General features: G+C 61.7%; 22 protein-coding genes. 8 read left to right on the plus strand and 14 right to left on the minus strand.

Translation table 11 applies throughout. The features are described 5' to 3' along the window. Positions 1-103 precede the first annotated feature (103 nt). Entirely contained in the window at positions 104-1,681 is a 1,578-nt protein-coding gene (locus G0A00_RS24295) for a DUF6538 domain-containing protein (protein WP_164184919.1), read from the plus strand. A 57-nt stretch (positions 1,682-1,738) separates the two neighbouring features. Here G0A00_RS24295 and G0A00_RS24300 read toward each other — a convergent pair whose 3' ends face one another. Continuing rightward, complete coding sequence (locus G0A00_RS24300) at positions 1,739-2,113, minus strand: hypothetical protein (protein WP_164184918.1); 375 nt, start codon at positions 2,111-2,113, stop codon at positions 1,739-1,741. Further along, positions 2,110-2,547: a hypothetical protein gene (locus G0A00_RS24305; RefSeq protein ID WP_164184917.1), complete on the minus strand. Its 438-nt coding sequence runs from the start codon at positions 2,545-2,547 to the stop codon at positions 2,110-2,112. The genes G0A00_RS24300 and G0A00_RS24305 overlap by 4 nt, the downstream gene beginning before the upstream one ends. Positions 2,548-3,081: 534 nt before the next feature. Here G0A00_RS24305 and G0A00_RS24310 point away from each other — a divergent pair. Further along, complete coding sequence (locus G0A00_RS24310; protein ID WP_164184916.1) at positions 3,082-3,870, plus strand: ParB/RepB/Spo0J family partition protein; 789 nt, start codon at positions 3,082-3,084, stop codon at positions 3,868-3,870. A 635-nt stretch (positions 3,871-4,505) separates the two neighbouring features. On the opposite strand, the gene G0A00_RS24315 is transcribed toward G0A00_RS24310, so the two are convergent. Then, positions 4,506-4,721, minus strand: a complete 216-nt coding sequence (locus G0A00_RS24315) for a hypothetical protein (protein WP_164184915.1) — start codon at positions 4,719-4,721, stop codon at positions 4,506-4,508. A 270-nt stretch (positions 4,722-4,991) separates the two neighbouring features. Here G0A00_RS24315 and G0A00_RS24320 point away from each other — a divergent pair, with 270 nt between their 5' ends. Next, a complete protein-coding gene (locus G0A00_RS24320) occupies positions 4,992-5,546 on the plus strand; it encodes a recombinase family protein (protein ID WP_164184914.1) in 555 nt (184 codons plus the stop codon). Positions 5,547-5,634: 88 nt separating this feature from the next. On the opposite strand, the gene G0A00_RS24325 is transcribed toward G0A00_RS24320, so the two are convergent. The 9 genes from G0A00_RS24325 to G0A00_RS24365 form a co-directional block, all read right to left on the minus strand. After that, positions 5,635-6,606, minus strand: coding sequence for a DUF2806 domain-containing protein (locus tag G0A00_RS24325; protein ID WP_164184913.1), 972 nt, complete (start codon positions 6,604-6,606; stop codon positions 5,635-5,637). Between the two features lie 292 nt (positions 6,607-6,898). Continuing rightward, positions 6,899-8,743 carry a glycosyltransferase family 39 protein gene (locus tag G0A00_RS24330; protein WP_164184912.1) on the minus strand — a complete coding sequence of 615 codons (1,845 nt, stop codon included), beginning with the start codon at positions 8,741-8,743 and terminating at the stop codon, positions 6,899-6,901. After that, a complete protein-coding gene (locus G0A00_RS24335) occupies positions 8,740-10,074 on the minus strand; it encodes an NAD(P)/FAD-dependent oxidoreductase (protein WP_164184911.1) in 1,335 nt (444 codons plus the stop codon). The genes G0A00_RS24330 and G0A00_RS24335 overlap by 4 nt, the downstream gene beginning before the upstream one ends. Then, the gene (locus G0A00_RS24340) at positions 10,071-11,087 is read right to left on the minus strand and encodes a lysylphosphatidylglycerol synthase transmembrane domain-containing protein (protein ID WP_164184910.1); all 1,017 of its coding nucleotides are present in this window, start codon (positions 11,085-11,087) and stop codon (positions 10,071-10,073) included. The genes G0A00_RS24335 and G0A00_RS24340 overlap by 4 nt, the downstream gene beginning before the upstream one ends. Continuing rightward, the gene (locus tag G0A00_RS24345) at positions 11,084-12,088 is read right to left on the minus strand and encodes a glycosyltransferase family 2 protein (RefSeq protein ID WP_164184909.1); all 1,005 of its coding nucleotides are present in this window, start codon (positions 12,086-12,088) and stop codon (positions 11,084-11,086) included. The genes G0A00_RS24340 and G0A00_RS24345 overlap by 4 nt, the downstream gene beginning before the upstream one ends. Positions 12,089-12,471: 383 nt before the next feature. Beyond that, complete coding sequence (locus tag G0A00_RS24350) at positions 12,472-12,651, minus strand: hypothetical protein (protein WP_164184908.1); 180 nt, start codon at positions 12,649-12,651, stop codon at positions 12,472-12,474. Positions 12,652-12,763: 112 nt separating this feature from the next. After that, positions 12,764-13,159, minus strand: a complete 396-nt coding sequence (locus G0A00_RS24355) for a hypothetical protein (protein ID WP_164184907.1) — start codon at positions 13,157-13,159, stop codon at positions 12,764-12,766. 255 nt (positions 13,160-13,414) lie between these two features. Then, positions 13,415-14,017 (minus strand): NrsF family protein, encoded by a 603-nt coding sequence (locus G0A00_RS24360; RefSeq protein WP_164184906.1) that lies wholly within the window; start codon positions 14,015-14,017, stop codon positions 13,415-13,417. Then, a complete protein-coding gene (locus G0A00_RS24365; RefSeq protein ID WP_164184905.1) occupies positions 13,999-14,565 on the minus strand; it encodes a sigma-70 family RNA polymerase sigma factor in 567 nt (188 codons plus the stop codon). The genes G0A00_RS24360 and G0A00_RS24365 overlap by 19 nt, the downstream gene beginning before the upstream one ends. Before the next feature lie 200 nt (positions 14,566-14,765). Between G0A00_RS24365 and G0A00_RS24370 the strand changes: the two genes are divergently transcribed. The 4 genes from G0A00_RS24370 to G0A00_RS24385 all read left to right on the plus strand — a co-directional run bounded on the left by G0A00_RS24370 (position 14,766) and on the right by G0A00_RS24385 (position 17,318). Continuing rightward, positions 14,766-15,071, plus strand: a complete 306-nt coding sequence (locus G0A00_RS24370) for a DUF2282 domain-containing protein (RefSeq protein ID WP_164184904.1) — start codon at positions 14,766-14,768, stop codon at positions 15,069-15,071. Between the two features lie 83 nt (positions 15,072-15,154). Continuing rightward, entirely contained in the window at positions 15,155-15,997 is an 843-nt protein-coding gene (locus tag G0A00_RS24375; RefSeq protein ID WP_164184903.1) for a DUF692 family multinuclear iron-containing protein, read from the plus strand. Next, the gene (locus tag G0A00_RS24380; protein ID WP_164184902.1) at positions 15,994-16,755 is read left to right on the plus strand and encodes a DUF2063 domain-containing protein; all 762 of its coding nucleotides are present in this window, start codon (positions 15,994-15,996) and stop codon (positions 16,753-16,755) included. Before G0A00_RS24375 ends, G0A00_RS24380 begins: the two co-directional genes overlap by 4 nt. After that, entirely contained in the window at positions 16,752-17,318 is a 567-nt protein-coding gene (locus tag G0A00_RS24385; protein ID WP_164184901.1) for a DoxX family membrane protein, read from the plus strand. The genes G0A00_RS24380 and G0A00_RS24385 overlap by 4 nt, the downstream gene beginning before the upstream one ends. 18 nt (positions 17,319-17,336) lie before the next feature. On the opposite strand, the gene G0A00_RS24390 is transcribed toward G0A00_RS24385, so the two are convergent. Together G0A00_RS24390 and gyrA are read right to left on the minus strand one after the other, a co-directional pair. Then, complete coding sequence (locus G0A00_RS24390; RefSeq protein ID WP_164184900.1) at positions 17,337-18,029, minus strand: M48 family metalloprotease; 693 nt, start codon at positions 18,027-18,029, stop codon at positions 17,337-17,339. Between the two features lie 207 nt (positions 18,030-18,236). Continuing rightward, the gene (gene gyrA, locus G0A00_RS24395; RefSeq protein WP_164184899.1) at positions 18,237-21,005 is read right to left on the minus strand and encodes a DNA gyrase subunit A; all 2,769 of its coding nucleotides are present in this window, start codon (positions 21,003-21,005) and stop codon (positions 18,237-18,239) included. Between the two features lie 192 nt (positions 21,006-21,197). On the opposite strand from gyrA, the gene G0A00_RS24400 reads away from it, so the two are divergent. After that, positions 21,198-21,467, plus strand: coding sequence for an usg protein (locus tag G0A00_RS24400; protein WP_066105693.1), 270 nt, complete (start codon positions 21,198-21,200; stop codon positions 21,465-21,467). Positions 21,468-21,553: the final 86 nt, after the last annotated feature.

A 21,553-nucleotide genomic window follows, 5' to 3' on the forward strand; every position in this document is an offset into this window, starting at 1 on the left:
GACGTCACACGGCAAAAACGTCCCAAATCAATGGGGCGGAAACGGCGCATACGTATAAGCCGCCTCGACTGATACATAGAGGTGGGACACGATGAGATGCACAATGCCAAAACCCGTAATGGTCGGATCGACCTACTACCTGCGTATCAATGTCCCGCGTGACGTGCTGGGCAGGGCTGCCGGGACGAGAGTTTCGGTGCCGGTAGGAGACCGCATCTGCCAACCCAAGATCACAACTCACGCCAAAGTGTCGTTAAGGACAAAGGATTGGCCTACGGCCAAGAGGCGTTTCTCAACGGTATTGGCTGCATTGGAGGGGCACTGGGAGGCACTACGGCGCGGACAAGAGGGGCTAACTCATAAACAGGCTGTAGCTATCGCTGGTGAAGTCGTGAGGGGCTTTCTCGACATCCTCGAAGATGAACCGGGGTCGCCTGAGCTGTGGGAGTGTGTCGCCGAGTTGGACGAGGCAGCAAGAGCTGGCCGTAACCATCCATTGGCGGTGCCGACAGCGGAAACCAGAGCCGCCGACATTGAAAGCCGCTTCGGAGGACTGGCAGACGCTGCGCTAAGGAAGCACGGTCTCCTCGTTGATGAGGTATCGCGACGCAAGGTGCTGGAACGCGTTGCCGTCGCTATGGAGGATGTGACACGCCTGAATGCCGCACGGGCGAAAGGCGACTATTCAGAAACGGGGACGGAGAAAAAATACCCGGCCTACGCGCCGAAGTCGCGGACAGGTGTCCAGCCAGTGCGTGAAGGCCAAGGCTCGACTTTCGGTGGAGTGATCGATGTTGAGATAAAGCGCCGCGCCGCAGGGCGAGACGCGAAGCCGATGTCTGACAGCGCGGCACGGAAGTATAGGCGATCTTCTGATGAGTTCGCGACCTTCCGGAACAGTAAGCGAATCGAAACTGTCACTGCACGGCAAGCAGACGATTGGAAGAGGGCGCTCTTAGACGAAGGGAAATTATCGAACTCTACTATTGCGCAGCGCTTGCAGAACCTACGCACGGTTGTGGAGTGGGCGAGACGACATGCACTCGGAGAGTTGTTCCCTGATCGCAACCCGCTGGACCTTGTCGAACTCCCTCAGCGGCAAGGTGTTAGAAGCGAGGATCGAACTTATCGCATGAGCGAGGCTCGCACTGTCCTCGAAGCAGCGCGACACGAAGTGAAGCCAGAATTGAGGTGGCTACCTTGGATGTGCGCTTATTCAGGAGCCAGAATCGAAGAACTGGCGCAACTGATGGTCGACGATTTTTTCGAGTGTGATGGTGAGTGGTTCTACCGGCTAACGAACAAAGGTGGGAAGACCCTCAAAAACCGTCATAGTATACGTGTCGTGCCTGTTCACGCAGACCTCATGGATGAAGGTTTGCTCAAGTTCGTCTATTCGGCAAACAATGCGCCAGCTAAAAGGTTGTTTCCTAACCGTTCGCAAGGGAACGTCGCTGGTTGGATCAGGCGCGAACTGAAAATCACACGGCGCGAATTGGCTCCCAGCCATGGTTGGCGGCATCTATTCGAAGACTTGGCTCTTAGAGCAGGGATGCTGGATAGCGCGAAGACTTATATTACTGGACGATCGGGCGGGAAGTCAGCAGAGGGCTACGGCAAAAGCGAGGCTATGCTTCCAGGGCTCTATTACGAGATGCAGAAAATCCCCTCATTCCTATAAGTCGATTGATTTCTTAGTAAGGACGTGAGGTGTTTTTCTGGAAATTAGGGGGTGGCTTTAGGGTTTTCTTTCAAGCTCCTTTGCTGACTTGCTTTCCCAGCTTGGAGTGTGGAGAACGATAGCGCCTTTATTCTCGTCCTGCCAAATTGGCTCATTTAGGTCGAGGTAGAAGAAGTGCGCGGTGTTCCCTTTGGACAATGTTTTTTCCCTGCTTGTTCCTGACTTTGTATAAACCACCACGAGGTCGCCTTTAAGTATTGACTTGAAGGGAAACCAAATCATGTGATCAAAGCTGGTTGCGGGATAGTCGTCGATAAGCATGGTCTGAGCGACCAGGTAGTCGCCAACATCCAAGGCAGAAAGAGCCCGAAGAGTTAAGCGCTCATTCTTCAAGTCTCCGGGGGCGATGAGGGATCGGAGTTCTAGGTTCATGGCCGCACCCTTTTTGCGACAACGCCGATTATTATCAAAGCTACGCCGAGAATGATCATTAGCCAAAGCAAGATGTTGTCATCTTTCCAATTGAAAGCTGCGCCGATGAGGACTGAGCCTATAGCGATAGTTCCTGTGGAGAGAATTTCGAAAGCGTTATGCGTCTTAAGTCTGTCATTGGCGACCTGAAGACTGGTATTCGCTTGGTGAAATTTATCCAATGTCGATTTGAGGTCGATTTCAGCGCCTTCGAGACGATCTAAATCGTCGAGTAGCATCTTTTGAACTCCGGAGGAGCCCAACTCTTCGTCGGTCAGTTCGCGCCGAACCTTCCCGAGAGATCGCCTGCGCATTTTGGGTTTCGGAGCACCGTCACTTGCCGCTTCGACATGGGCACCTTGCGGCTCTTCGGTGTCTTCGTCATCCACGTGCATGTGAGCTTTCCTCGCCCCTTGGGTGGCCGATGCTCTAACATTGCAAACTCGTGGAGGGAAGTGACTGCGTTTTGTCGGAGCACTGGCCTTTGGCACGCTCAAGCAACCCGCATTGCCGCTCAAGCGCAGCGCACCATCGGCAAAGACGGCCGCGAGTAGTTTCCGGTCAATGCAGTGTGGACATGTTCGCGCAAATTCCACGCCCCCACGGCGATCACCATGCGGTTGGAAGGGTATCTGCTGCTGCCTGTGAGACCGCAAGGTGCTCCCATGGGCACGGCGGACTATAGTGCTGGATCAGGTCCCACCATTAGGAGGACTGGTGCCTCGTGGACGAGAAGCGGGCCGACGGGGCCGCAGATGATCGGCCATGCACCGCTCCCGCTGGTCCGTGATGACGTCCGGGGTCACTGCTGTAATGGCGGGGCCTCGGGTGTCGCTGGAGCCTGCCAAAGTGTCCAGCCTCAGGGTGGCCAGATTGGACAAGGCCAGACGGAGGGCCAGCGCACCAAAAGACACACAGGACCAGCACACATGACTAAAGAAATACAAGGACTTACCCGCGTCAGAACGCAATGGGTCAAGCTGACAGAGATCAACACACGTCCGGATGACTTCCAGCACCGCGCTACGGTCTGCAACGAGTTCCATGCCGACGAGCTGGCAAGGGCACTCAAGAGCAAGCAGGAGCTTCCGCCGGTCGATGTCTGGAGAAACCCAGAGACCCGCGAGTTGATCATCATAGACGGGCACCACCGCCTCGAAGCCCACACAAGAGCGAGCAGGCAGAAAATCCGTGCGGTCATCTACGAGGGGCCAGAGCGAGATGCGGTTTTGTATGCCCTCAAGGCCAACAGCGAGACGAAGCTGCCGATGGCGGCATGGGAACGGAGCGATGCAGCGTGGCGGCTAGTGTGTAAGACCAAGAGCGGCGAGGACGACGGCCCCAGCGCCTATAGCAAGGCCGAACTGGTGAGGAACTCGCAGGTGGCAAACGGCACCATCGGGAACATGCGCAGCACACGGAAGAAGCTGCTGGAGGCAGGACAGGACCTGCCCAGAACATGGGAGGCGGCACAGATGCTGCTGAGGCGTGAGGCCGCAGACAAACTCACAGACGAGGACTTCGACGAAATGACCAAGGCGCGGGCAGAGAAGCTCTACGAGAAGTTCGGCAAGGAGATCGGACGTGAGGCAGACATCAACATCGATGCCGTTGAGGTGGCGCTCTCGTGGTGTCTGGGCGCGAAGCGAGAACACATGGTCGAGGCGTGGCGCACTGACTTCCCGGACATGGATGACGACGAGGAGGCGCTGTTTTGAGCATGGCAATCACAGCACTCAGACCCGCTCGAACCTACGAGATCAACCTGCAAGGCTACTGCACCCAAGCCGAGGCACGAACCGTGGCCTGTCCCTACTGCAAGGCTGAGGCCGGAGAGCCTTGCACAGGCGTCAGAGGCCACAGGAAGCCGCGCAAGCAATGCCACGCGATCAGGCACGGGGTGAGGTTCGGAGAGGCCCGCACGAGGCCGCTGAGGTTCCCTCTCGGGACGACGCAGGAGGAAGCCCTCAAGGTGGCTTGCCCGGATTGTGGCGCGGAGGAAGGCCAGCCTTGCCGCAACAAGCGGAAGGGCACCCCAATCACTAAGATCGACCACGGGCGATACGCGGCGAGGCTCAAGGCATCGGGGCAAGCTTATCTGGGCGAGCCGCGCTATGGACGGCAGCCGCCTTCATCTTGGAGCTATCCGGCCACCTCCACGGAGAAGACCGCAACCGGCAGCGTAGGCGGGCCGAAGTAGGCTGATGGGACCCGAAGCATGGGACCCAAGACCTTTTAGGGGTCGCACATCTGAACCCCTTACTAAGGGAGCAGCGGGAACTTCTTCCCCCTTCGATGTTGTAGACGGCAGGGGGTGGGGTCATTGCCAGCCCCAGCCTTGCCTGTGCTTCCCTCAGCCGTTGCTGCTATTGCGCTGGCGCTGCCATGCCCGGTTGCAGCGGCGGATGGTGGAGGCCGGGGTGAAGTATGCCTGCCAACGCCCAGCGCCGAGCGTGTATTCGGAGCCGTGCTGCTCCCTGTCACGGAGGACGAAAGGCGGACGGGACAAGGGGACGGCGGAGTGGCGCGAGACGTGGAGGGCACCAATGAACGGGATAGCGAGATACATGGTAGTTCCTGTGTTGCTCAGTCATGCGCAACCGTTGCACAGCGATGCGATAACGCATTGGTGTGGTTGCCTTTATTCTTATCGAGGGGGAGGTGACCTGTCCAGCCCACCACCAGATTCCCCAGAAGATCAGGCGCAGCCTGCCACTGGGCATGGTCTTGTGGCATGTGCCGAGACGCTGCCAATGACATGACACATGAGTGGGGTTGACGTTTTGGCAGGCGTCATGCCACAAGGTCAAAGACACTATTGGCAGAAGGAAGTGACACAGTGAAGATCGGCTACGCGAGAACCTCGACCCTTGATCAGACAGCAGGACTTGACGCCCAGCGCCGGGACCTTGAGGCGGCAGGTTGTGAGAAGCTCTTTGAGGAGCAAGTCTCCTCCGTGGATAAGGCGAAGCGAGTAAAGCTCGGTGATGCGCTTGAGTTCTGCCGCGAGGGGGACGCGCTGGTGGTCACGAAACTCGACCGCTTGGCTCGGTCCACGCAGCACCTTCTCAGCATCGTGGAGGGACTGGAGGCCAAGGGCGTATCGCTGGAAATCCTCGAAATGGGCATCGACACCCGTAACGCCACAGGCAAGCTCATGCTGACCATGCTGGGCGGTATCGCAGAGTTTGAGCGCCGCATCATGCTGGAGCGGCAGCGCGAAGGAATTGCCAAGGCGAAGGCCGAGGGGAAATACAAGGGGCGCCAACCCACAGCACGGGCAAAGGCCGAAGAAATGCACCGTCTGAGCGGGGAGGGGCGCACCCGGAGGGAAATCGCCGAAACGCTTGGAGTTTCAGAGCGAAGTGTCTACCGGGTTCTGAGCAATAGTTAAGTGGCATTGTCGCCGCTATCGGAGTGTATGTGACAAGTCGCAGTCCAATTCGACCCGAGGGGGGGGCTACTCGCCTTCACAGCTCAGACTACTCGATCTTGTTCCCTTCGCGGTCAAATTCGGTCGGTGCGACCATGGACCAACCATTTTCGGTTGTGCGGATCGATCCCAAAAACACTCTCTTTATGGTAGGCATCGTGTGGCTAAGTCTTACTAAGCTATCATAGTCGAAGCTGTGCGGCACTGTGCTTGCCAAGTTCATGCCAGCGCGAGAGAGCAATGCTGCTTTATATTTAATCGGAGCTTCGGGGTAGCCTTTGAATGCAATGCCATAGCCACCATCATCGATAACTTGGACGGTATAACCGTCTTCGTTGAGGCACAAATTTAGGTTCTTTCCTGTAGTCCAGAAACCGGACTGTTCAATGAATGCTTCTTCAGGAACAGAAAGCTTCGGATCGAGAAGTTCGGTTAGCGCCACCCCGTCGGATGTGCAGACAGGTAGGACTCGCTCTATTAGCTTAGCAGTTTCGCTGTCGAGCATAGAAACAAAATGGAGGGTCGCTGGAAAAATACCGCCCGGATTCCGGACTTCCCCAGCGAGTAGATTGCCGAACATCAGCCTCAAGTCATCCGACGATGCATCCTCTGCATAGCGCTCAAACTTGTTCATCCAGTCTTCTGAGGGCCCATCACTATCCGGCGACGGCGGAGCGTTCTGCAACTCTTCTAATGCGACCTTCGCAACCGCCTCCTTATTTGTTTGTGCTCGGTAAGATCGCGCCAACATGCTGTCCATGGCTCTGGCCATGACTTCTGCGTCGCCGGTTGCCATGTCCGCAACTCGCTCTGCAATGGCAGCGGAGATATCACTACGAGCTTTGGTTTTGTCCCGTATGCCTTGTGCGAGGCTTTCAATATAGGCTGCCGGGATGTCCGCAGAAGTTCCTATCAAACGGCTGATTGCTTTGCCCGCCGGACCTGCAACGAGTTGTGGTAACCCTCCGTCCATTAGCGTCGTGAGCCAATTTCCCGAACCTGAGGATTCGCCATCTGCCATCTGTATCTCCTTGCCTGCCAACGCAGCATCGCATCAACCCACTATTCTGGAAAGGTTTTTCTCCGGCGCAAAAGGTGGAGTGAGGCATTGAAGACCCAACAGGATGTAGTTTGAGCCGTTGACAGCAAGTGGTGCATAGTGTTGGGTCAGAAGTAGTAGGCGGAAATATGTTAACTATCTGATTTCGAGGCTTATTTTGGTGGTCCTGGAGAGTTCGAGTCTCTCATCACCCACCATTCCCTCACACTCAGGTCGATTTTTTGCACGGTCTGCCTGTGCCTTATCGGCCGTGTCATCCCGCGCGCCCGCAGGCGGGTGGGGTGCTCGTCTTTTCCCAGATCTCGAAGAACTCATAGCGCGGCGCTGTTGCCGCCGGGCTGTAGTGGGATTCTAAGAACGCTTCGATCGGTCCGCCCATGCGATCCTGCTTTTTGGAGAACACCACAAGCTCTGGTGGCCTGCAGATGATCTGCTGCAGGAAAGCGTCTGTCATTTCCTGCGCGCGTGGGCCATCGAACAGCGGGTAGTTGAAGACATGGTGGTAGTTTGTTGGTCGTTTCGACCAGAAATAGACGCCGGGCTCTGCGCCCCAGTGCAAGACCCGAACGTTTTCTTTCGAATTTTCCGAGAGCCAGAGGCCGATTTCCCGCGACTCCAAGGATTCTCCGCCGTGGCTCGATTGGCCGTATTTCACGAAGGCAACCCGTTCCGGAGAGGTGAAATAGCCGAAGCTGACCCAGATCGGGGCAAGGACCATCAGGCAGGCGGCTGTGAGTTTTTCCGTCGGTATGGCTCTAGCAAGGAAGGCCCCACCGCTGATCGCGATGGGTGGGACCATGAGTTGGAAATAATGCGGGAATCCCTTTCCCGGCGCCGCGACCATCACCGCGATTCCGAGATAAAAGGCGATCAGCACGCTATGGCTCTCATTCTTGTCGGCCAGTGCATGAAGCCAGACCAACACGAAGAACGCCCCGATAAAATAGGGGTGATTTGTGCCGCTGAGGAGGGCCGCGCCAATGTTGCCGAAGAGCGAGCCGGAATAAGATTGGTTGTACTCGAAGGCAGCGTAGAGAAAGTCGCCCAGGGTTCCGGCGGTATAAAATCCAAGAAAAAGCAGGGACCAACCCATGGCCCCCGGCAAACCAAGCAGCGCTGCCTGCGCGGTGCCACGTGCCAGGCGATGCGCCGGGTTCGGCGGTGGCGCGGCTCGCAAGGCTTGTAGCACCAGCCACATGGCGACGAACAAGGCTGGAAATACCGCGATCTGCTTGAAGCTCGACGCAAGGAAGAACAGGCCGCCCGCGATCAGGATTGTCCGGGCCGAAAGACCTGTTCCATCGCGCGGCAGCAGAAAACTCAATGCCCAGACAAGGCAGGCATTGAGGAAGACCTCAACATTCGGCTGATTGGCCTGCAGCAGAAGATCATTGCCGCAAACCGCCCAGATGGCCATGGCGATGAGCCCGGCGCGCGGTCCCGAGAGCCGCTCTGCGACTCTTTTCACGCCAAGCAGGGTCAGCGTGAATGCAGCCATGCCCAGAGCCCAGATCGCAATCGGTTCTTGGCCGAAGACAGTGATGGCCGCCGCATAGGCGACGTAAAGCGCGGGGGGCTTGTGGTCCCATATTCCCGCATAGAGTTGCAGCCCGTCGAGCCATCCGCTCGCGACCATGGCGTAAACCATGATGTCGCGTTCGAACGGCTCGTCGAGCACCGAAAGACGCAGCAGCGCCGTGAGAAGGACGCAGGCCGACGCGACCAGCCAGTGCGCGTGTCGGCGTGGGGCGGCCTCGGCGGCGGGAGTGCGCAGCGCAGGTCGCAGCAATAGCGCTACGAGAAGCGAAAGCAGCACGGTGAGTCCGATGCTCCCGGTGAAGGTGAGCGCGGCAATGGCGCTCAGCGCAGCGCCCCAGGCCCGCTGCGAGGACGGGCTCGCGCCACTGAGCGCAGCAAGGGCCAACGGCATGGTGATGGTCACCAGTGTGCGCAGCAGCGCGGCCATCCCGTGGCTCGCGGCATAGCGATCAAGCGGTGTCTGCCAAAGGCCGATCGCGACCGTGGCCGCAAGCGTGAGCGCCGTGCACAAAGCGTAGCCCAGCGGCAAGGGCGGTTGGTAGGGACTGTTCGGTTTCACACCCGTTGCCCGACCAGGTGACGCGCCATCTTCCGCCCTTCGCGGATCGCGTAGTTGGTGCCGCGATCTTCGGGGTAGATCTGCGCCATCGAACAAATGTGGAAGCCGGGGCTGGGACCGTCGGTAGCGGGGATCATCCGGGAGTAGTGCTTGTTGACCACGGGCTGCGACCAGCGTGCGCGCCAGACGTGGGACTGACGGATCCATTCGGAGCGGAAGGCGGGGAACATGCGTTTCAGATGCGGGAGAGAGAACTCCAACACCTCGCTATCGGACATGCGATAGAGCTCATCCGTGTGCGGCAGGTATTTGGACAGATAGACCACATGGTCGCCGCCATAATTCTCGGCGCTTTCGAAGTTCGTATGTTCGATCACGCCGACATAGGGGAAAGACGTATCGTTGACGTTCATCCAATAGGTCGAAGACAGCGAACGGTCGAGCCGCAGCACGAGGCAGACATTCGCCAGATAGTCGATTTGGCGCAACTGCGCGATGTAGTCCTCAGGTGCCCAACTACCGACCATATCAGCGATAAGGGGCAAGGCGGTGGTCGCGACGACCCTGTCGCTCTCGATCTGGCCCCAAGGCCCGCTGCAACGCCAGCGCCCCTCTCCGGCCTGCTCGATCCGCTCCACCGGCGTCGCGCTTCTGACCTCTCCACCCGCTTCGATGATCGCCTCGGCCATGGTTTCGGCGAGGCGGGCAAAGCTCCCCTTGAGATAGGCCAGCCGTTCTTCTCCGCTGCTGCCCCGGCTGCCGCCCCGCAATTTGAGCTTGTTCCAGAACCAGACGGCAGAGACCGTCTCGGCGTAGGGGCCGAACTTGCCCTTCAGAAGAGGTTCCCAGACGATGCGATAGACCCGCTCGCCGCCCAGACGGCGCAGCCAGTCCGCCGCCGTCTCGTCTTCGAGCGCCATCCAATCTTCGACGCGCCGCGCGCGCAAGGTCAGAAGGCCGAGCCGGATCCGGTCTGGTAAGGGCAGGGCGGTGAACTTTAGCAAGTCGAGCGGGGTCGAGAGTTTGAAGATCTTGTTGGCGTAAAACACGCCGGTGTTGGTGGGATTGGTCACGACCTCTTTCGACAGTCCCAGTTCTTCGATCAACGCCATCACCTCTTGGTCGTTGGTGAACCAATGATGATAGAAGCGATCCAGCCGTTCGCCCTTCGTCTCGAAGGCACCAGCGAGGCCGCCAATCGTGTTTTCTGCTTCGAGAACAGTCACCGCCTGACCCTGCCGCGCCAGATCAAGTGCACACGACAGACCGGCAAAGCCGCCGCCAACGATTGTGGTGCGCTCAGCGCCGAGCGGGGTCTTGTGAAAGGTCATGAAGAGGCTTCCTTGGTGGTGGTCGTCGGAATGCCGCTGGCGCCGGACAGCGCCCAATAGGCAAAGCAGAACCCGCCCCACAGGGTCGCGGGAATGTAGAGGGCGAGATGGACGAGAAAGGCGAAGGCGGCGGCGGCGATGTCCGCGTTGCCGAGGGCTTCTGCGGCCTTCATCACGAAGTAGTGGAACGTGCCCACATAGCCCGGAGTCGACGGCAGCATCGTCGACAGCGTTCCGACCGGCATTGCGACCCACGCGGCGGCAGTTTCGGACATCTCGGGAAGCGCGCAGGCGATCGCGTAAAAGACGACGGCCTCAAAGCTCCACGCGAGAAGCGACCAAAGCAGAAGGAGCGCGATGCGGGGACGCCGCGCAAGCGTCTCCAAGGTGTGGAAGAGCTTATCCATCTGAACGCCGAGCGTCTTCGCGGCGGCTGGTGCGATCCGGTGCAGAAGGCCAAGGCCCCACTGTGTCGGCGGCTGCAGCCATCGCGGAAACAGCAGCAGGAGCACAATGGCACAGCTCGCCCCGATCAATGGCAGCGCGCCCCAGCTTATCAGCGTGACGGCCCCCGGCGTGTGCTCACCAAAGATCGCCATCGCAAGGCCAAGCGCGACGAGCAGGCAAAGCAGGTCCAGCAACCGTTCGACCAGCATTGTGGCGAGGACTTTCGCCGTGGGAACCCCGAGCCAGTTTGTGAAGGCGACCGTGCGCAGAGCATCTCCGGCACGGAAGGGAAGCACGTTGTTCGCGGCGATGGACACCATGAAAGGAACCGCACAGCGGCTCCAGCGCAGTTCGGGGTTATGCGAGATCAGCATGAGCCGCCAGCGCCAGATCCGGCAGGCATAGCCGACGCCGAAGGCTGCCGCCGCGAGCATGACCCAGACAGGTCGCGCGCTGCGCAGGACGGCGAGCAGGTCTGCTAAGGGGATTGCGCGCAGGACCAGCCATATGAAGAAGACCGATGCAGAGCCGCCTAAGGCCAAATGGACCGACTTACGAAGTGTCACGCATCGACCCTTTCACGGGAAGAGGCTTTGACCGGTGCTTCGAATCCGATGCGCTCTCGTACGATATAGAGCGGCCGCCCTTTCGCCTCTTCATAGATCCGGCCGACATATTCGCCGATGATGCCGAGGGAAATCAGCTGCACGCCACCCATGAAAAGAACGGCGATCATCATGGCCGTCCAGCCTTCGACCCAGATCGACGTGGTCACCCGCAAGACGATCGCATAGATGATGCCCGTGAGTGCGAGCAGGGCTGCCAAGACGCCAAGGTTCGTGGCAATCTGCAGCGGCTTTGATGAAAACGACAAGATGCCGTCGGTGGCAAAGCGAAGCATCTTGCGCAGCGGATATTTCGAGGTCCCTGCCGCGCGTTTCTTGCGATCATAGGGGAGCGCGATCTGGCGGTAGCCGATCCATGCCACGAGGCCGCGCACGAACCGATGCCGCTCTGGCATCGACCGCAGTGCGTCGACAACTTTTCGGTCCATGAGCCGAAAGTCACCGGTATCAAGCGGGATCGGGCGCTCGGAAAGGCGGTTCAGCACGCGGTAGAACCAGCGGGCCGTGGCGATCTTGAATGCGCTTTCGCCCTCGCGGCTGGCCCTCACGCCGTAAACGACCTCATACCCGCTCTGCCACCGTTCAAGCATTTCCGCCAGCACTTCCGGCGGATCCTGCAAGTCCGCATCAATCAGCGCGACCGCGTCACCGGAGGTGGCGTCTATGCCCGCGGTGACAGCGATCTGATGCCCGAAGTTCCGTGCGAAGCTGACAATCTTGATGTTGCTGTAGCGGTTCGCAGCCTCGCGCAGGATCTCAAGCGTGCGATCGCCGCTTCCGTCATCTACGAAAATAAATTCGAACCGGTACCGGAGGCTCAAATCCGCTGCGAGATATTGCAGATGCCGCATCGTTTCTTCGAGAACGGGCTCTTCGTTGTAGCAAGGGACAACGACGGAAATCAATTGAGAGACGGGAGGTGTAAAACCCTGATCGTTCAATGTTGATGCCCTCAACGTGAAATCATAACCACACACCTAACGGCTATATTTGGAGTTGCATCCTAATCAAGATTAATTTTCAGAACTCCTGATATTTAGGTTTCGTTAATATCTGTTACTGATTTTTGATGTCTGAATTGATTTATTGTTGCGCAATTTTTCAGGGAGACGCCGTCCCAAAGGGGGTAAGTTTCAAAAATTCATTAATTATTAAATTTATTGAAATTTCCGCCGTGGCTGTTCTGGGTGATGGTCTTACACGGTTTTGCACTGCAGAGAATCGCCGTGCAGCGTTCGAAATGACGAAATGCTCCCCTCGCATGCTCCGCAACCTCGCTACCGAGCGAATTGGGAGGGCGGACAGCCGACGGTTGGGATTGGCGTTACAGCGGCGTGCCGGTGACCGAGCGCCCGCGCGAGAGGTAGCCGCAGGCCTCGGCGATGCCGGCGCTGCAGGCGACGGTCAGCACTTCGGCCTCGCTTGGTTTGCGCGCAGCGCAGGCACCAAGCGCGAGAAGCGCGGCGCAGGCAAGCGCGGTGAAGATCGGTCGCATTGGGGTCATTGAGTGGTCCTCATACCGCGATGAAGCCTCAGTTCCTAGGCTGATGCAAGCGCTGCAGCAAAAGGGGCCGCGGCGATGCGCGGCCCCCGGCGTCGTTCAGTCGATGACGCGATCAGCGATAGGACAGCGATCTGATCATCGCGGCTTTCTGACCCTCGGGCTTGCTCGAGGCGATGATCGCCAGCGCGTCGCCAAAGTGCTGCGCCGACATGTTCTGCATCTCGGCATCGGTCAGATAGCGCCCCACGCTGTTCAGCTGGTGGGTCGAATAGGTGCGCGGCACCGCGCCGCTGGTCGCAAGATATTCGACGCGCGTCGTGGCCCGAAGGTCCGACTGGCTGCTGCGGGTCATGGTGAACGCGTCGAGGATTTCACTGCTGTCGAGCAGGCTGATCACCGAGTCGGGCACATATTGCGAGAGTTGGTCGATCAGGGAGTTCTGCGCGGCGGCAGGGCTGGCGCTGGCGAGCGCCAGCGTCATGGCGGAAACGGCTAGAAGGGACTTCATGGCTTTTCCTTTCGGGGTCTGAATTCGTCTCTGAAAAATGGAATTCAAACGACTCGGCCCGGGAATATCGGGCCGTTTGGGGCATGGAGAAAAACTTGGGCGGGAGAGGCGAGAGGCCCGTCCGACGGTGGTTCGGCAGCCTATGGGGACGGGTGGCATGCCGAAGATGCCCCATGAATGTACTTAACATAAAACGGCGCGCGACGGAAGATGGTAGCCTGTGTCAATGCCGGAGAACCCTATAGGGGGGAGGGGTTAAACCCCCAGCCAGCGCCGTCCAGCAAGCCGTCCGACAAAGCCGCAGAGAACGATCGCCAGACCGTACCAGAGCAGGAAGAAGGCGGCGCTGTCCTCGTCGCAATGCACTGCATAGACCGCTGCCGCTGCGGCGCCCGCGAACAGCCCCGCAAGCATGCCGGTGCGCGCGGGGCGGGGCTCGATCCGGTGCCGCAGGCCGCGGAAGAGGGCGATGGCGATGGGCAGGGCGAGCGCCGGGATCGACAGCAGGCATTGCCACAGCGACTGCCCCAGAACGTCGCCGCCCGACAGCGCCGACAGCAGCCAGCCCGCGACGCTGGCGGCGGCCAGCAGCCCCAGCGGCCAGAGCGGCACCTGCGCCTCGGGATCGCTGCCGCGCAGCACGGCCCAAGCAAGCCCCGCCAGAACCACCGGAAGCCCCTGTTTGACCAGCAGCGGCAGCATGAGCAGCACGTCCGGCCATCCCGGACGCATGCCCCAGAACACCAGCATCAGCACGATGGAAATCGCGACGCCAAATGCCATCCGCCAAAGCAGGTTCGGGCGCTTTGCGGGCACATCGTCGGCGCTGAGCGCGGCGATCAGCTCATCGGTTTCCATTCTTCCTCCTTTCTGGCCGCGTCGGCCAGTCGTCTCAGCGCCCGGTGCAGCGCCACGCGCAGCGCGCCGGGGCTGAGATCGAAATCCTTCGACAGTGACTCGGCGTCAACGCCATTCACTGCATGTTCACGCACCAGCGCCGCGTCGCGCGCGGGCAGCCGCGCGAGCGCCTGCTCCAGATGCAGCCCCGCCAGCGGATCGACCGCAGGGGCGCCGAGCCCCGGATGATCCTCGACCGGCTCGTGCGGGGCCTTCGGGGTCTTGCGCAGCACATCGATCGCCTTGTGCTTCACGATCACCCGCACCCAAGGCATCAGCGGCCGCGACGGGTCCCAGCTGCCGCGCTTGAGGTGGATCGACAAGAGCGCCTCCTGCACCACGTCCTCGGCCAGATGCGCGTGCTGACCGGGCAGATCGCTGGCGGCCATGGCGCGCATGCGCGGCACCAGCCGTGCGAGGCAGGCGGCATAGGCCTTGCGGTCACCGCCGAGCGCGGCGCGCATCAGCGTCTCGATCTCTTCGTCCTGTCCGCGTGCGGGGGCTTTCATCGGCGTCCGGTCCGGTCCTGCTCTTCGGGCATCTGACTGCGCATACGGGCGCGCGAGGCGCCGCGTTACAGCGCCCACGGAATATTTCCAGACTATCACAGAAGCGCGAGCGCCGTAACAAATCCCCCCGCCATGCCGAAGACCCCGGTGCAGACGATGAGAACTGCGCGCCAATTCTGGCCAATTCTGGAGAGACTGACATGACCATTCACAGCAAACATCTCGCCCTCGCCGGTGCCGTCGCCGCCGGTCTCGCGCAAATGACCGGCGCCGCCCACGCCCAAGAGCAAGAGAAGTGCTACGGCGTCGCCATGGCGGGCGAGAACGGCTGCGCTGCTGGCCCCGGCACCACCTGCGCCGGGACCGCTTCGGTGGATTATCAGGGCAACGCCTGGACGCTGGTGCCCGCCGGGACCTGCGCCGAGATCGACCTGCCCGCCATGGCCGATGGCATGGCCCGCATGGGCTCGCTCGAGCCGCTGGAGCGCGACCTGCCGAAGGGCTGATCGCCCCAGCGCGATGCGCGCGGCGGCCTGCTTCGGGTTGCCGCGCGCCCCTGTCCCCAAGCGCCTTGAGGGAGGCTCTGACAATGCACCCGACCCATCTGCCCAACACCGCTGGCATCGGCTTTAAATCCCAGCATTTTGACGATCTCGCGAGCCCCGGCGCGGTAAGCTGGCTGGAGATCCACGCCGAGAATTACATGGTCGACGGCGGCCCGCGGCTTGCCATGCTGGACGATCTGCGCGCGCGCTTTCCGATCTCGGTGCATGGCGTCGGGCTGTCGATTGGCGGCGCTGAGCCGCTCGACCGCGCGCATCTGGCCCGGCTCCGCCGCCTGATCGACCGGGTCCGCCCGGCGCAGTTTTCCGAGCATCTCGCGTGGTCCACCCACGAGGGCACCTATTTCAGCGACCTGCTGCCGCTGCCCTATACCGAGGCCACGCTGGCCCGTGTCGCCGCGCATGTGGAAGAGGTGCAGCAAAGCCTTGGATTGCGGATGCTGCTCGAGAACCCCTCGAGCTACGCGGTCTTTGCCGAGAGCACGATGAGCGAGACCGATTTTCTTGCGCAGGTGGCCCGGCGCACCGGCTGCGGGCTGCTCTTGGACATCAACAACGTCTTCATCTCCGCCAGCAACCTCGGCACCTCCGCCGCTGCCTATCTCGCCGATTATCCGGTCGAGGAGGTGGGCGAGATTCACCTCGCGGGCTACGCCGAAGAGGACGACGGGCAGGGCGCGCCGCTGCTCATCGACACCCATGGGGCGCCGGTGGCCGATCCGGTCTGGGCACTCTATGCGGATGTCATCGCCCGCATCGGCTCGCGCCCGACGCTGATCGAATGGGACAATGACGTGCCCGATTTCGCCACGCTCGAGACCGAGGCCGCGCGTGCATCGCAGGTCATGGCACGGCGGAGGGCGGCATGAGCGGGCCGGGCGCTTTCACGCAAACCTTTGCCAGCGCGCTTCTGTCGCCCGAGGCGCCGCGCCCGGCGGCGCTGCGCGATCCCTCGGGGGCGGAGGCCACGCGGCGCTATGACGTCTACCGCAACAACGTCAGCGTCGCGCTCACCGAAGCGCTCGCGGCGGCCTTTCCGGTGGTCGAGCGTCTGGTGGGCGAGGAATACTTTCGCGCCATGGCCCGCGCCTTCGCGCAAGCGCACCCGCCGCGCAGCCCGGTGATGGCGACCTATGGCGCAGAGCTCGCCGATTGGATCGCGGAATTCCCACCGCTGGCCGCGCTCTCCTACCTCGCGGATGTGGCCCGCATCGAGCAGGCCCGCCGCGGGGCCAGCCAATCTGCTGACGCCGCGCCGCTGGCACCCGGCGTGCTGGCGGGCCTGCCACCCGAAGCTTTGGCGGCGCTCTGCCCGCGCCTTCACCCGGCGCTGCGGGTGCTGACCCTCGGCCCCTCGGCATTGGCGATCTGGGCGCGCAACGCGGCGCGGCCCGATCTGACGCAAGGCCGCGCCAGAGAGGTTCTGGTCAGCCGCCCGCATCTCAGGGTGCTGACCCTTGCCGCGCCAGAGGGGACGGCAGCCACGCTGCGCGCCCTTGCCCGCGGCACCCCGCTCGGCGCCGCGCTGCCCATCGGCGCAGATCACGCCGCCATTTTCGGATGCCTGTTCGAGGCCGGTGCCTTTGCCGCAGACGAAGCGCTCACCCACGGAGACCCAACCCCATGACCCATGTGTTCAGCCATACCGCCGCGCCGGACCTGAAGGCGCATCTGCTGCGCGCCGAGCGCGCGCTTCTCGCCGCTGCGCCGGGGCTGCTTGGTCTTGCCGGACGCGCGGTCTTTGCCGCCACGCTGGCGGGCTTCTTCTGGTCCTCGGCGCTGACCAAGATCGACGGCTTCGGGCTCTCGCTCAACGGTTACGCGCAGATCTTTCCGCGCGCCATGGAGGCGGTGAATTATGACGCCAGCCAGCTTGGCCTCGCCGCGCATCTGGTGGTCGCCGCAGGCACCGCGGCGGAGCTTGTCCTGCCGCTGCTGCTGATCCTTGGCCTTGCCACGCGGCTCGCCGCATTGGGCATGCTGGGCTTCGTGATTATCATGAGCCTGACCGACATCATCGGCCATGGCGTTGACGCCTCGGCCATCGGCGCGCTCTTCGACCGCCAGCCGGACGCGCCGATCCTCGATCAAAGGCTGCTCTGGGGCTTTCTGTTCACCACGCTCGCGCTGACCGGAGGCGGGTGGCTGTCGCTCGACCGCTGGCTGCGCCGCCGCTGGCTGCGCGCCTGATCCGGGCAGGGCGCGGCTTCAGCTTTCGACCGCCGTCCAACGCGCTTCCAGAGCCTCGAGCGCCGCAATCCGCTCGGAGGTCTTGGGATGCGAGAGCAGCCACGCAGGCATGCCGCGCCCGCCGCCGCCGCTCAGCGATTCCAGCTTGGTGAAAAGCGACTTCTGCGGCCCGACGCCGATCCCGGCCTTGTGCAGCAGCGCGGCGGCATAGGCATCGGCCTCATATTCATCGCCGCGCGACAGCCGCGCCGCCAAAAGCGAGGTGAGCGTATTGGCGATGAGCGGCCCGAGCCCGGGAATGAATCGCGCAAAGACCATGACCAGCGCCGCGCGGATCGCGTTCTGGCCGGAAAAATCGATCATCCGCCGCCGCGAGTGCCCCAGCGCCACATGGCCCAGCTCATGCGCGATGACCGAGGCCAGTTCCTCGGCGCTCACCTCGCCCGCCTTGTAGCGATCATAGAAGCCGCGGGTGATGAAGATTCGCCCATCCGGCGCCGCCAGCCCGTTGACCGGCGCGATCTCATAGATGTTCACACGGATCCGCGGCAGGTCGAGCGCCGCCGCCATCCGGTCGGTCAGCGCCTTGAGCTTCGGGTCGGCCAGTTCGGTCGAGCGACCATCAAGCTCGCGCGCGGTGCGCCACGCCGAGAAGTGATAGGCGACGACGGCATAGGCGATGGCCAGCAGGATCGGCATGAACTTCAGCATGGGGCCAATATGGGCATGCGGGCAGGGCGCGCCAAGCCCTCATCGGGCGGAACCGGCGAGGCGGTCAGATTGCGTATTTTGGGAACAATGAAAGTCTTCGGGGGCTGCCGGCTCTTGGAGTTCATTGTTCTTCAAATACGCAAAGAAAAACGTCCCGGCCATGCTGAGGCCGGGACGTCGCAATCGCTTTCAAGCTGGCGCCGTGGATCACTCCTCGGAGGTCTCTCCATCGGCCTCACCGGCCACCTCGTCCTCGTCGCCCTGATCGGCGATCCAGGCGACCGAGACCACGGTCTCGCCGCTGCGGGTGTTGAACACCTTCACGCCGCCGGCGCTGCGCGAGCGGAACGAGATGCCCTCGACCGGAACGCGGATCGACTGGCCGGTGGAGGTGGCGAGCATGATCTGATCGTCCATCTCGACCGGGAAGGAGGCCACGATATCGCCGCCGCGCATGGATTTCTCCCATGCGGTGACGCCAAGCCCGCCGCGGCCGCGCACCGGATAGTCGTGGCTGGAGCTGAGCTTGCCGAGGCCGTTGGCGGTGATCGTCAGGATCAGGTTCTCGACCGCCGACATCTCGGCGTAGCGCTCGGCGGGCAGCAGGCTGTCGGCGTTGCCTTCCTCCTCTTCCGAAGCCTCGGCCTCATCGGCGATCCCGGCCATGGCGCGGCGCATCTTGAGGTAGGAGGCGCGCTCGTCCGAGGTCGCGTCGAAGTGCCGGATCACCGACATCGAGACCACCTCGTCGCCATTGTTGAGCTTCACGCCGCGCACACCGGTGGAGTTGCGCGAGTTGAACACCCGCACGTCCGGCACCGGGAAACGGATGGCGCGGCCCGAGTCGGTGACCAGCATCACGTCGTCGTCTTCCGAGCAGATGCGCGCATTGATCAGGCGCATGTCCTCGCCGTCCTCGAACTTCATGGCGATCTTGCCGTTCGATTTGACGTTGGTGAAGTCAGACAGGCGGTTGCGGCGCACCGAGCCCTTGTTGGTGGCGAAGACGATCTGCAGATCGTCCCAGTCATCCTCGGGGCGGTCCACCGGCATGATCGCCGCCACCGACACGCCCTGCGGGATCGGCAGGATATTGACGATAGCCTTGCCCTTGGAGGTGCGGCCCCCCTGCGGCAGGCGCCAGCATTTGAGCTTATAGGCCATGCCGTCGGTGGTGAAGAACAGCAGCTGCGTATGGGTGTTGGCCACGAAGAGCTGGGTGACCACGTCGTCCTCTTTGAGGCCGCCGCCCGACAGCCCCTTGCCGCCGCGCTTCTGGGCGCGGAAATCGGCCAGCGGGGTGCGCTTGATGTAGCCCGACTGGGTGACCGTGACGACCATGTCCTCACGCTCGATCAGGTCCTCGTCGTCCATGTCGCCGGCCCAGTCGACGATCTCGGTGCGGCGCGGCACGGCGAACTGGTCTCTGACCGCGATCATCTCGTTCGAGATGATCTCGAGGATGCGCTCGCGCGAGCCGAGGATCTCGAGGTATTCCTTGATCTTCCCGGCGAGATCTTCGAGCTCGTCGGTGACCTCTTTCACACCCAGCTGGGTGAGGCGCTGCAGGCGCAGCTCGAGGATGGCGCGGGCCTGCGTTTCCGACAGGTTGTACGTGCCATCATCGTTCATCTTGTGGGTCGGATCGTCGATCAGACGGATGAAGGGCGCGATTTCCTCGGCCGGCCAGCGGCGGGTCATCAGCTTTTCACGCGCTTCCGAGGCATCGGCCGAGGCGCGGATGGTCGCCACCACCTCGTCGACATTGGCCACCGCCACCGCAAGGCCGCAGAGGATATGCGAACGTTCCCGCGCCTTGCGCAGCAGATAGGCGGTGCGGCGGGCGATCACATCCTCGCGGAAGTCGAGGAAGGCGGTGAGGAAGGCGCGCAGGGTCAGCTGCTCGGGCTTGCCGCCGTTCAGCGCCAGCATGTTGCAGCCGAAGCTGACCTGCATCGGGGTGAAGCGGTAAAGCTGGTTGAGCACCACCTCGGCGGTGGCGTCCCGCTTCAGCTCGACCACCACGCGCACGCCGGAGCGGTCGCTCTCGTCCTGCACATGGGCGATGCCTTCGATCTTCTTCTCACGCACGCATTCGGCGATGCGCTCGATCATCGTCGCCTTATTCACCTGATAGGGGATCTCGTCGATGACGATGGCGTAGCGGTCCCGGCGCAGCTCTTCGATGCGGGTCTTGGCGCGGATGATCACCGAGCCGCGGCCTTCGAGATAAGCCTTGCGCGCGCCGGAGCGCCCGAGGATGACGCCGCCCGTCGGGAAATCGGGGGCGGGGATATAGTCGATGAGCTGCTCGGACGAGAGGTCCGGGTTCTCGATCAGCGCCAGCGTCGCGTCGATCACCTCGCCGAGGTTGTGCGGCGGGATGCGCGTCGCCATACCCACGGCGATGCCCTCGGCGCCGTTGACCAGCACGTTGGGATAGCGCGCGGGCAGCACCACAGGCTCGTTGCGCTCGTTGGCGTAGTTCGGGACGAAATCCACCGTGTCCTTCTCGATGTCCTCGAGCAGGGCCTCGGCGGTGCGGTCGAGACGCGCCTCGGTGTAACGGTAGGCAGCGGGCGGATCGCCGTCCATGGAGCCGAAGTTGCCCTGACCGTCGATCAGCGGCAGCGACATGGAGAAATCCTGCGCCATGCGGACCAGCGCGTCATAGACCGCCGAGTCGCCATGCGGGTGGTAGCGGCCCATCACGTCGCCGACGGCGGTGGCGCATTTGCGGTAGGACTTGGACTTGGTCTGCCCGTTCTCCCACAGCGTGTAGAGAATGCGCCGATGCACAGGTTTTAGGCCATCGCGCAGATCGGGGATCGCGCGGCTGACGATGACGCTCATGGCGTAGTCGAGATAGCTCGACTTCATCTCGTCGATGATCGAGATCGCCGGCCCGTCGTAAGAGGAACGCTCGGGGCGCGGGGTTTCGTCTTCGTTTTCAGGGGTTTCCGGCGTGTCGTTCACGTTGCTCGCCCGTCCGTGATTTCTCTATATCTTGTTACAGCGAGTTATATCAGATGCTAGGTGTTGGGCGCAATGGCGCCGGGTTCCGATTTCTGGCAGCCACCGCGCATGGTGGCTAACATACTGTTTTCGTTGAAAACTAAGAATGCTCGCGGCACGCTTGTTACATGGTTGTCATGCGAGGTAAAGCCAATGGAGCAGAGCGCCACGGAACTGATGCTGAAGGGCTATGGGCTGACCACGGCCGAGCTTTTCTACCGGATGCCCGACTATCGCAACGTGCTGAACACATTTGTCTGGCAGGAGTATGATCTGGCGCCGGACCATCCGCGGCTCTTCAAATTCATCGAGTTCTGGCAGGACGAGATCGAGGGACCGCTGCATTCCGTGCGCTTCACCCACCGCAAGATGCTCTCGGGCGGGGAGTGGCGGCAGGTGGTGGGCGAGTTCCATTACCACTGACGCGGCGCTACCCGCGCGGCCGGATTATGCGTATTTTGAAAGAGAAGAAGGGCCCGGCATCGCGCGCGGGCCCTTCTTCTCTTTCA

This window comes from Salipiger sp. PrR002, from assembly GCF_010500775.1.
In the GTDB taxonomy this organism is placed as follows: domain Bacteria; phylum Pseudomonadota; class Alphaproteobacteria; order Rhodobacterales; family Rhodobacteraceae; genus Salipiger.

Bases quoted from the DNA above. Each gene is read 5' to 3' on its own strand.
- G0A00_RS24380 (WP_164184902.1), top strand. From the start codon at position 15,994: ATGAGCGGGCCGGGCGCTTTCACGCAAACCTTTGCCAGCGCGCTTCTG.
- G0A00_RS24315 (WP_164184915.1), bottom strand. From the start codon at position 4,721: ATGTATCTCGCTATCCCGTTCATTGGTGCCCTCCACGTCTCGCGCCAC.
- G0A00_RS24300 (WP_164184918.1), bottom strand. From the start codon at position 2,113: ATGAACCTAGAACTCCGATCCCTCATCGCCCCCGGAGACTTGAAGAAT.
- G0A00_RS24335 (WP_164184911.1), bottom strand. From the start codon at position 10,074: ATGACCTTTCACAAGACCCCGCTCGGCGCTGAGCGCACCACAATCGTT.
- G0A00_RS24390 (WP_164184900.1), bottom strand. From the start codon at position 18,029: ATGCTGAAGTTCATGCCGATCCTGCTGGCCATCGCCTATGCCGTCGTC.
- G0A00_RS24400 (WP_066105693.1), top strand. From the start codon at position 21,198: ATGGAGCAGAGCGCCACGGAACTGATGCTGAAGGGCTATGGGCTGACC.
- G0A00_RS24385 (WP_164184901.1), top strand. From the start codon at position 16,752: ATGACCCATGTGTTCAGCCATACCGCCGCGCCGGACCTGAAGGCGCAT.
- G0A00_RS24375 (WP_164184903.1), top strand. From the start codon at position 15,155: ATGCACCCGACCCATCTGCCCAACACCGCTGGCATCGGCTTTAAATCC.
- G0A00_RS24305 (WP_164184917.1), bottom strand. From the start codon at position 2,547: ATGCACGTGGATGACGAAGACACCGAAGAGCCGCAAGGTGCCCATGTC.
- G0A00_RS24325 (WP_164184913.1), bottom strand. From the start codon at position 6,606: ATGGCAGATGGCGAATCCTCAGGTTCGGGAAATTGGCTCACGACGCTA.
- G0A00_RS24295 (WP_164184919.1), top strand. From the start codon at position 104: ATGCCAAAACCCGTAATGGTCGGATCGACCTACTACCTGCGTATCAAT.
- G0A00_RS24355 (WP_164184907.1), bottom strand. From the start codon at position 13,159: ATGAAGTCCCTTCTAGCCGTTTCCGCCATGACGCTGGCGCTCGCCAGC.
- G0A00_RS24360 (WP_164184906.1), bottom strand. From the start codon at position 14,017: ATGGAAACCGATGAGCTGATCGCCGCGCTCAGCGCCGACGATGTGCCC.
- G0A00_RS24310 (WP_164184916.1), top strand. From the start codon at position 3,082: ATGACTAAAGAAATACAAGGACTTACCCGCGTCAGAACGCAATGGGTC.
- G0A00_RS24350 (WP_164184908.1), bottom strand. From the start codon at position 12,651: ATGACCCCAATGCGACCGATCTTCACCGCGCTTGCCTGCGCCGCGCTT.
- G0A00_RS24365 (WP_164184905.1), bottom strand. From the start codon at position 14,565: ATGAAAGCCCCCGCACGCGGACAGGACGAAGAGATCGAGACGCTGATG.
- G0A00_RS24370 (WP_164184904.1), top strand. From the start codon at position 14,766: ATGACCATTCACAGCAAACATCTCGCCCTCGCCGGTGCCGTCGCCGCC.